5 protein-coding genes and 3 pseudogenes are annotated in these 9740 nt (G+C 57.9%); 1 reads left to right on the forward strand and 7 read right to left on the reverse strand.

What is annotated here, in order from left to right:
* The 5 genes and pseudogenes from BOW53_RS11605 to BOW53_RS13425 all read right to left on the reverse strand — a co-directional run.
* The coding region (locus BOW53_RS11605; RefSeq protein ID WP_078488149.1) for an RnfABCDGE type electron transport complex subunit G at nucleotides 1–617 on the reverse strand (617 nt) is incomplete at its 3' end.
* The gene (locus tag BOW53_RS11610; protein WP_078488150.1) at nucleotides 614–1666 is read right to left on the reverse strand and encodes an RnfABCDGE type electron transport complex subunit D; all 1053 of its coding nucleotides are present in this window, start codon (nucleotides 1664–1666) and stop codon (nucleotides 614–616) included. The genes BOW53_RS11610 and BOW53_RS11605, both read right to left, overlap by 4 nt.
* A gap of 151 nt (nucleotides 1667–1817) precedes the next feature.
* A pseudogene (gene rsxC, locus BOW53_RS11615) lies at nucleotides 1818–3187 on the reverse strand (electron transport complex subunit RsxC).
* Between the two features lie 50 nt (nucleotides 3188–3237).
* Nucleotides 3238–5872 (reverse strand): annotated as a pseudogene (locus BOW53_RS13420) (4Fe-4S domain-containing protein); the annotation flags it as partial.
* Nucleotides 5870–6625, reverse strand: a pseudogene (locus BOW53_RS13425) (RnfABCDGE type electron transport complex subunit B); the annotation flags it as partial. The pseudogenes BOW53_RS13420 and BOW53_RS13425, both read right to left, overlap by 3 nt.
* Before the next feature lie 89 nt (nucleotides 6626–6714).
* Between BOW53_RS13425 and BOW53_RS11625 the strand changes: the two are divergent.
* Nucleotides 6715–7662 carry a LysR family transcriptional regulator gene (locus BOW53_RS11625; protein ID WP_078488151.1) on the forward strand — a complete coding sequence of 316 codons (948 nt, stop codon included), beginning with the start codon at nucleotides 6715–6717 and terminating at the stop codon, nucleotides 7660–7662.
* A gap of 19 nt (nucleotides 7663–7681) precedes the next feature.
* On the opposite strand, the gene BOW53_RS11630 is transcribed toward BOW53_RS11625, so the two are convergent.
* Nucleotides 7682–9265: a methyl-accepting chemotaxis protein gene (locus BOW53_RS11630; RefSeq protein ID WP_078488152.1), complete on the reverse strand. Its 1584-nt coding sequence runs from the start codon at nucleotides 9263–9265 to the stop codon at nucleotides 7682–7684.
* Entirely contained in the window at nucleotides 9262–9636 is a 375-nt protein-coding gene (locus BOW53_RS11635) for a hypothetical protein (RefSeq protein ID WP_078488153.1), read from the reverse strand. The genes BOW53_RS11630 and BOW53_RS11635 overlap by 4 nt, the downstream gene beginning before the upstream one ends.
* Nucleotides 9637–9740 lie beyond the last annotated feature (104 nt).

The following is a 9740-nucleotide window of genomic DNA, read 5'->3' on the forward strand; positions in this document are numbered from 1 at the left end:
TCTCTGTGGTCTTTGGAGTGATACGAAGTGGCTTGGCTGTGCGCATGGCCCATTATACGTCCCACCATAATTACAATATTATCCGCATGGCCCACTAGGCCGCTCTTGTCGGTATTGAGCTTGGCATCCAGGATCTCGAAGTTCTTTAGAAACTCCGGGTCGAAAGCGATCTTGTCACCCAGCCCCGGGGTCTCGGCCATCTTCAGTACTTTGATGCCGGTAACACACTCGCAGGCCGGGTTGTAGCCGTAGAGGATGCGGATCACGTCCTGGTATCCGGTTGCCGCTGCCTCGAGGGCAATACCCTGCAGTTCACCCTTTTCGTTGTAGGCAGCGTAAATCTTCTCACCCTGCCCGTTGTCAGCTACCGTTGAGAGTCCCTCGCTACCCAGCAGAAAATCCTTGCGGGAAGCAGCGCCGGGCACCACGGTGAATACGGCCTTCTCGATTGCGATGCGCTTGTTCTCCTCGATGATCGGCTTGGTCCACTGGTAGACCATCACTACCAGGAATCCAGCCAGTATGGCGATACCGCCCAGGGTACGCAGCATGGCGAAGCTGGGTGTCTTGGGCTGCTCCGCCTGGGGCGGCATGGCGGTCTCTTCTGCACTGCTCATGACTCAGCCTCCTGCTTGCGCTCACCATAGATGCGGGGCTGGGTCACGGAATCGATCATGGGCGCCAGCGCATTGGCCACCAGGATGGCGTACATGACACCCTCGTTGAGCCCGCCGAAGATACGGATGATGACCGTCAACATGCCGATGACGGCACCATAGAGCCAAATACCCTTTGGAGTCAGCGGCGAACCCACCATGTCCGATGCCATGAACATCGCGCCCAGCATCAATCCGCCGGAGAAGAGCATGAACTGGGGCGACGGGTAGATCTCCAGGTTGATCAGGTAGAGCGGCAGAGAGATCAATACCGTGCCGGCGAAAACACCCGCAGGAATGCGCCAGTCCATCATCTTGCGGAAGGCCAGGTAGAGACCACAGATGAAGATGATGATGGCCGATGTCTCACCTGCCGAACCCGCCACGGTACCCGTCAGCAGGTCCATGGTGTCCACAGAGACATGCTCAAACTTCTGCAGCGCCAACGGCGTGGCGCCGGTGAAACCGTCCACTGCCCGCTCCTTCACCCAGCCACTTGTATCCACCGGCGACATGAACGGAAGCGCCAGGCTGGAGGGGATGAATTCGAGAAAACGGCCGGGGACGAAAGATGGTGTCCAGGTGGTGATAGCCACGGGAAATGCAGCCTGTACAAAGGCCCGACCGATCAGCGCTGGGTTCATGACGTTGAAACCCAGGCCGCCGAACAGGGACTTGCCAAGTGCTATGGCAATGAAGCCGGCCACCGCCGCCATCCAGAGGGGGAAGCCCGGCGGCAGGGTCAAGGCCAATAGCAGACCGGTGATCACCACGCTGAAGTCCTTCACAGAGTTGGGCCGGCCAGACATCCAGCAAAAGAAGGACTCGGTGAGAATACAGGTGAGGGTCGTCACCAGGAGCAGGGCCAGTGCGCTGATGCCAAACTGGTAGACAGACCAGGCACAGATCGACAACAGCGCGTAAACCACGTTGCGCATGATCTGCTCGACACTCAACGCCTTCTTCAGGTGGGGCGAGGTGCGGATCTCTATAGCTGCTTTTTTCAGCATATGAGTTCTTGCTCTTTAAGGGTCACAGAGGACGCTGATAATCGTTGCTTCCTCTCCCCCGCTGGGGAGAGGGAACATATTCTCTTAAGCATTGTTAAATCTGCGCTCTCTGTGTCTCCTACGTAATCTCTGTGTTCTTATATCCAGCCCATTACTGGGCTGTTTTTGCCTCACGGTTCACCGCCTTGGCAATTCGGAAATACTGGATCAACGGAATGTTCGACGGGCAGACATAGCTGCAACATCCACACTCGAAACAGTCGTTGAGGTGGTAATCGCTCTCCATCTCCTCGTACCGTCGCACGTCGGCCAGCTGGCCGAGCATGGAGGGGTTGAGGTGAACCGGGCATGCATCCAGGCAGGCACTGCACTTGATGCAGGGGTAGACCGTACGATGCTTCAGATCCTCATCTGGCTTTTTGAACAGCACTACACCGGAGACACCCTTGGTGATGGCCACATCCAGGGAGGCCGTGGACATGCCCATCATGGGTCCGCCCATTACCACTTCGCTGGACTCCACGTCGGCGCCCACCTGTTCAAGCAGGAAACGCAGCTGTGTGCCAATGGGCACCAGGTAGTTGCCCGGCTTCTCGACACCATGACCGGAGACGGTAACGACGCGTTCGATCAGCCCCCGGCTCAGGGGAACCAGGTCCCCCAGCTGGGCAAGGGTTCCGACGTTGTAGACCGCTACACCAATGTCTGCGGGGATACCACCGGAGGGCACCTCCTTGCCCAGCAGGCTGGTGATCAACATCTTCTCACCACCCTGGGGGTACTTGGTCTCCACCGCTTCGCAGGTAATTCCGGCCTCTTTCGGCAACAGGGAGCGGATACGCTCCACCGCATCCAGCTTGTTGTCTTCCACTCCAATGATCGCGCGCAGTGCGCCGGTAGCCTTCATCACCATTTTGATGCCGCGTACCAGGTTATCGGTCTGCTCCAGCATCACACGATGATCACAGGTGAGATAGGGCTCGCACTCGCAGCCGTTGATCACCAGGGTTTCGATCTTCTTGTCCTTGGGCGGCAACAGTTTCACGTGGCTGGGAAATGCCGCACCGCCCAGGCCCACCATGCCGGACTCCTGCACCGCTTGAACCAGTTCCTCGGGCGTCATGGTATTGATGTCCCGGGGGCAGTCGTAGAGTACCTGCTGGGTGGACGCCTCGTAGGTATCGATGATGATTGCCGGGGTCTTTGGGCCCTCGGCGGTCGGCACCAGTTCATCAATCGCCTTGACCACGCCGGTTACCGGCGAGTGCATGGGCACGGAGACAAAGCCCCCCGCCTTGGCGATGGGCTCACCGCGCACCACCTCCTGGCCGGGTTTGACCAGAGGCACCGCCGGTGCACCGCGATGCTGTGCACCGGCGGGATGATCATGACCGGCGCAAACTGCAAGCGCCGGATCGGTTTGTCCGCCGTGATCTCCTTGTGCTCCACGGGATGGATGCCGTGGGAGAAGGTCTTATGTTTTGAAAAGATGTTCATAAAACCTGTTTGAAAGCTTCTCATGGTTCAGGCCTTGACTGTACGCCGGGACGTGCCCGGTGTACCCATAGGTTTTACTGGTACTTCTCAGCCCGCTTTAGGAGCTTGTCCAGATCCTTCTCGCTCTGATTCCAGGGGGTACCGGGATGCAGGCATCCGGCGGTGCACTTCTCTGCCGCCTTGACGATGTCCTTGAAGGTTCCACCCCTGGTGGTCGACAACCACGGACATCTTGTCGTCGTTGTACTGGAACACTTTCGGGGCTATCTCGATACACTCGTCACAGGCGGTACATTCGGGCGTCTCGATCCAGACCGGCTCGTAGTCTTCCGGTGCCGCTGCGCCGTTACCGCCGTTAGCTGGAACGCCATGTCGGCAAGCGCAGACATGTCGCCACCACCGGCCATTGCCAGCAGGCTGGTGGTGAGCTTCTGGGCCATCTCCGCCTTGGCCTGGTTGGCAATGGCCTCCAGGTCCACCACCTGGTCGACGCCTGCCAGGGACTTCAGCTGGTGCCAGAAGTCGCGGCGCTCTTCGGTGGACTTGACGATCTCCTGGGCCACCAGCACACGCATCAGGCGGTTCTTGGCGTCCAGGCCCCAGATGTAGGGGAACTTGCCGTCACGGCCGTCCTCGTCCAGGTCCAGGAACTCGTGCAGCTGAACCATGTCATCGTTCCAGGTCTCCGGCGGTGCCTTGCGGAAGTGGTTGCGGAAACGGCCTTCGGTCAGGGCGAAGTCGGCGAAGCTCATGGGCACTTCAAGCTTGGCCTCTTTGCCCTTCTCGTCCTGGTAGTCAATCTTGTAAGTGGGCCAGTCGTCATCCATGGCCGGGTTGCCCTCCAGGTCACAACAGTCCCTGAAGGTGACACCGGCGTCGGGGTCGTACTTGAACATCGAGTAGGCGCGGGACTCCATGGCCAGCCTGGCCTGCTTGTCGGAGGCGTCGTCGCCAACACCTTGCTCCGGCTGGCAGGTGGTGTAGATGTTGAACAGGGCCGGACGGCGGCTGTTCAGGCCATCGATGTAACCCTCCAGCATGTGGGTGACGTTGGCCACCGAGCTCTGCAGCACGTAGCTGGTGCGGTGAGCCATACCGATGATGCCCATCTCCTTGCGGATCTCGGTCTTGCCCTTCCACGCCTTGCCGTAGGGGCTCATGTCCGCTACCTGGCCGATAAAGCCGGAGGTACAGGCCTGGCCACCGGTATTGGAGTAGACCTGGGTGTCGAGCACCAGCACCTTCACTGGTACGCCTAAAGCAAGGGCACGGGAAAGGTTCTGGAAACCAATGTCGTACATGGCATCGTCACCACCCACGGAAACAACGGGCGGACAGAGCAGCCACTCTTCGTCACTGAAGTCCTTCCAACCGAAGTATGTGAAGAAAGCGCCGTACTCTTCGGCACTGTACTTGCCTTCCAGCTCCAGCTTGGCCTGGCGCACAACCTTGAAGCCCTCGGCCATCTTCGCCATGTGACCTTCGAAGATACCCATGGCCACGGAGGGGCTGTCCTGGAACAGGTGGCTGGTCCAGGGGAAGGGATACGGGTTGTAGGGAAAGGTGGAGCCCCATACAGAGGTACAACCGGTGGCATTGATGATACCCATGGCGGCGCGGCCCCGGTTAGTCTTGCCGTCAGTGTAGAGCCACTTCAAGTGACGCAGTTTCTCCAGCAGCTGGGTAGCCCACTTGAGCCACTTGGGATCCACCGGCTGGGTCTCGTCATTGAGGGTCGCCGAAAGATCGGTCAGCGTCAGGTCGGTATCCTGGTGACTCTCCACTGCATCGTTAACGGCAGCAACATTGGAGAGGTCCATACCCTCGGCCAGTTTCAATCGGATGTGGGTCTCCAGGCGGTTGATCAGGTCATCGATATCCGCCAGGTGCTTCTTGATGCGCGGCTGCATCAGGGCGGTTCACGGTGCCGGTAAAGAGGTGGATGGCGGTCTTCTCACCGTAACCCAGGCAGGCACCGTCACCGGAGACCAGGGACTGGTAGTTCTCCTTGTTCAGCAGCAGGGTCTCGAGGGCGCCGATCTTCTCGTCCAGGTCGTCGATACGGATAAAGTCGGAGTCAGTGGTGGGCAGATCCAGCCAGAACGCCCAATCCTTCTGCATCTTGTCGATGGCTTCCTGGGTCTGCACCTCTGCAACCAGGGCACCGTCGTCGCACACCTCGATACACTCCATGCAGCCTTTACAGGTGTAGGGGTTGATGGTGATGGAGAAGAGACCGCCGGTGTTGGGGTTCTTCTTCTCGCGGTTGCTCCAGTAGGGCTTGGTAATGGAGAACTCGAAACCACCCAGGGCCTCAAGGAACAGGCCGAACTCTTTCTCCAGGTTGACCTTGGCATCGCCCTCCAGATCGGAGTCGGCCAGCACCTCCAGCACCGCCTGGTCCATCAGCTTGGAGACCACGGCAGCCTCGCCGTCCGCCTCGATCAAAGCACGCAGCTTCTTCTCGACTGTGCGGCTCTCACGACGCAGGTACTGGGTGGGTGTGCCCTTGGTCTCGATCCGCTCGATCGCGGCGTTGAATACCTCGGAGATGGAGTTGACCAGGCCGGGGATGGCACTGTCGGGGCAGACGGTGTAGCAGTTACCGCAGGCGGTACAGTTCTCGGTGACGAACTTCGGGTACTCGAAGCGGATCTGGGTCATGTCACGGTAGACACAGGTGGACGCCGGAATCAGGCTGGTCGCGACGATGGCGCCTGTGGGACAACGCTCGACCGCGACCTTTGAAGACAACCTGTTCTTGGCGTAGTCGATCACCGCCAGGTTGTTTGTGATCTCCACCAGGCCTTCCGGAGAATCCACGGCGCAGCGTTCACAGGCGGTGCAGATCACCTCGCACTCGGCCTCCGCCTCATCACCCTTCTCCAGGTTTTTGCAGGCAACGAACAGTTGGTGGCTGACGGGGTGTATTTCGAACAGGTTCTTGGGACAGACATCGACGCAGTCGCCGCAGGCAGTGCAGATCTCCTCGTCCACCACTGGCAGGCCGTACTTCTTCATAGAAATGGCGTCGAATTCACAGACCACTTCACAGTCGCCCATGCCGAGACACCCCCAGGTGCAGCCTTTACCGCCACCGGAAACCAGGGCAGCGCCACGGCAGGTATCCATGCCGTCGTAACTGGCCCGGATGTAGGCGACGTACTTGCCGCCGGCGCAGGCCAGGCGGGTAACCCGCTTCTCCTGGCTGCCCAGGTCAACGCCCAGGTAGTCGGCGATGATCTTGTTCATATCCTTGGAGTTGACGGTGCACTGTGCTGGCTCGTAGCTGCCATCGATCAGGCCCTCGGCGAAGGGGCGACAGCCGGGGGAACCGCAGGCGCCGCAGTTGGCGCTGGGAAGCAGATCCTCGATCTCGTCGATGCGGGGATCCTCGTAGACGAAAAGACGTTTGTTGGCGATAACAAGGACAGTGGCCAGCAGCAGACCCAAACCAGCCATAAAGTGTAATTTTCTCATGGGTATTTGACACGCCAATTATTTCAATGCTTACTATTAGGCTAACCAATATTGAAACAACCGAGATCGAGATGGCTTCCCCTACCCCCGTCCACTACAAACAGAACCGACTGAAGCAGCTCAGGGCCTTCTGCCATGCCGCCCAGACCGGCAGCATCAGCGAGGCTGCGGAGAAAATTTTTCTAAGCCAGCCAACGGTTTCCCTGCAGATCCAGGCCCTGGAGCGAGAGCTGGAAACAGTGCTTTTTGAACGCCGCGGACCAAAGATCCGCCTGACACCGGAAGGGGAAATCCTGTTCAAACTCTCCCAGCCGTTGGTAGAGGGGATGGACAAGCTGCACGAAACCTTTGCCGCCCAACAGGGACTGCTGGAGTCGGGAGAGTTGAACATCGCGGCGGGTGAATCGACTATTCTTTACGTGCTGCCCTCCCCCCTCAAACATTTCATGGCCCAGCACCCCAAGATCCGGGTCAAGCTGCACAATGTCACCGGTGGCCGGGACGGCCTCTCCCGGTTGCGGGCCGACGAGGCGGACTTCGCCGTAGGGTCGATGATCGAGGTGCCCGACGACATCGTCTACAAGCCCCTGGTCACTTACAGCCCGGCCCTGATCGTGCCGACAGATCATCCACTGGCAAAGAAAAAGCGTGTCACCCTGGAAGACATCAGTCCCTACGGCCTTATCCTTCCACCTCCCAGCCTCACCACCTGGCGCATGGTGGACCTGGTGTTCCGTCAACACGAAGTGAAGTTCAAAACCGCACTTCAGGCCGGCGGCTGGGAGGTGATCAAGCGTTACGTGGAACTGGGACTGGGCATCTCCATCGTCACAGACGTCTGCCTCACCGGCGAGGAGAAACTGGTGAAGTTCCCCCTCAACGAATACTTCCCCACCCGTTCTTACGGTTTGGTACTACGCCGGGGCAAATACCTCTCACCCCAGGCAAAGCGCTTCATCGATACCCTTGAGGCCTATTATGAAGGTGCAGATGCGCACCAGGAGCAAGGCAATGAATAAGGTTGCCTCTATTGCGCACTCACTGTACTTGGCGTGGCCTCTGCTCAGAGAGCCCGTTAAGATTGGATACAAGCTCTTCCATGCTCTCAATGGACCGATCGGCATAGCTGGTTGCATCCACACTGAGTTCAGACACATCCCGAATGTTGACCACGTTGCGGTCGAGTTCCTGGGTAACCACATTTTGTTCGGTCATGGCCGTGGCGATCTGTGCATTCACGTCGCAGATACTACTCACAGCCTGTGAAATCTTATCCAGGAGTCCAACTGTTTTCTGAGCCTGGACCAGGGTGCCATCGGCCATGGCAAGCGAGCGTTTTATCGCCCCAATAGCCTCGGCCGCAACGCTTTGCAGGCTTCCGATGATCGTTTGAATCTCCTGAGTGGCTTCGTAGGTCCGCGTCGCCAGGGTGCGTACCTCCTCGGCCACAACGGCAAAACCGCGCCCTTGTTCGCCTGCGCGTGCCGCCTCGATTGCCGCATTCAGGGCAAGCAGGTTGGTCTGTTCGAATATGGCTGTAATTACATTGATAATGGATGCGATATTCTCGCTGTCACTCTCCAGCCTCTGTATCACCGAGTGTGCAGTCTCCACCTCGCTGGTCAGTCCCTGGATGGCCTCCATGGTTTCTGCCACAATCTCTATACTGCTCCTCGCTTCCTCCTCGGCCAGGGAAGCCGTCTCCGCAGACTGATTGGTATTGCTTGCGACCTCCTTGATTGTGGCCGCCAGTTGAGTAACAGCCGAAGCCACCTGGTCTGTCTCAAGGTGTTGCTGACCGATACCTTTCACATTGAGATGAATGGCCGAAGACAGGTCGCCCACAGCTCTTATGATCTCCTCGGAAGAGTCAGCAATACGACCCACGACACCGCGTGTTTCCGATTCTGCGTACTTAAGCGCCAGGAAAACATCCCCTATCTCATCAAAACGTCCCGTGTAAACATAACTGGCGACCGGGTCCTTGATAATCGAGCGTGCCTTCTTTTTAAGCTTGGATATTGGGTGGGACAACCAGTACGCCAGGATGACAGCCACACCCGAACCGGCAACCAGTCCATCAACTCCCGCATAACCATGATTACTTCCCATAAGCGCTGCAACCGAGACAGATACAATAACGGTGATGAAAAGCGCCATTAACAAAAACACACTGTAGGGCAAGCGCCCATATCTCAACCCCAGGGGGGAGCGGCCTGCATTAATCTGTGCATACAGCTTTTCCGCTCGCTCGACATGCTCCTTTGCCGGCTTGTTGCGTACAGACTGATACTCTACAACCGCACCGCCTTTAAGAATCGGTGTCACATAGGCATCGACCCAATAGTGATCTCCATTCTTGCAGCGGTTCTTGACGATACCCATCCAGGACTTTCCACGCTTCACCGTCTGCCAAAGGCCGGCAAATGCCTCCTTGGGCATATCCGGATGTCGAACGATATTGTGACTTTTCCCCTGCAGTTCTTCCCGGGTAAATCCGCTGATGTCTGCGAATTGGTCATTGCAGTAGGTGATCTGCCCTTTCAAGTTGGTTGTCGAAAGGATATTCGCATCCTGCGCATACAGCTTCTCCTTGCCTGTGATATGGATCTGTTTTTTCATTTTCGGAACTTGACTCTAATTGCAGTCTTTTCCCTAGTGGATGAAACGACTGTAAAAACTTGAGCACCACCGGCCAGGTAACGCACCACAAGCGCCGGATACGCCTCAAGTGCGATTCGGTTATCACCATTATCAAATATTGGCGGAATGGAGACGCCGGCTTTGAGCAACCGTGGAGCACCCTGAAAAAAAATTCTGCCCACGGGTACGCCGTACATCATCATGGGGCTCCGCGCGTCAGCCAGTTCATCAATACGACGCAGGTGCTGTTTATCGCCAGCGGGCCGGGCGTCACGGTAGTTCTTAAGCAGGCTCTCCCACGCTTTCATGTCCATGGCCCCCACCTTGGAAACCATACCCTGCCAGTCCATGGGCCAACGCTGACCGCCATGGAAGGCTGAAAGCCGATGCGGTTAGTCCCCGGTAGCCGTGAGGCCGCACTGCTTGCCCGTCGTGTGCGCAGCACGCTAGAGGG

Origin of the sequence: Solemya velesiana gill symbiont, from assembly GCF_002020805.1 — a bacterium.
GTDB lineage: Bacteria > Pseudomonadota > Gammaproteobacteria > Chromatiales > Chromatiaceae > Sedimenticola_A.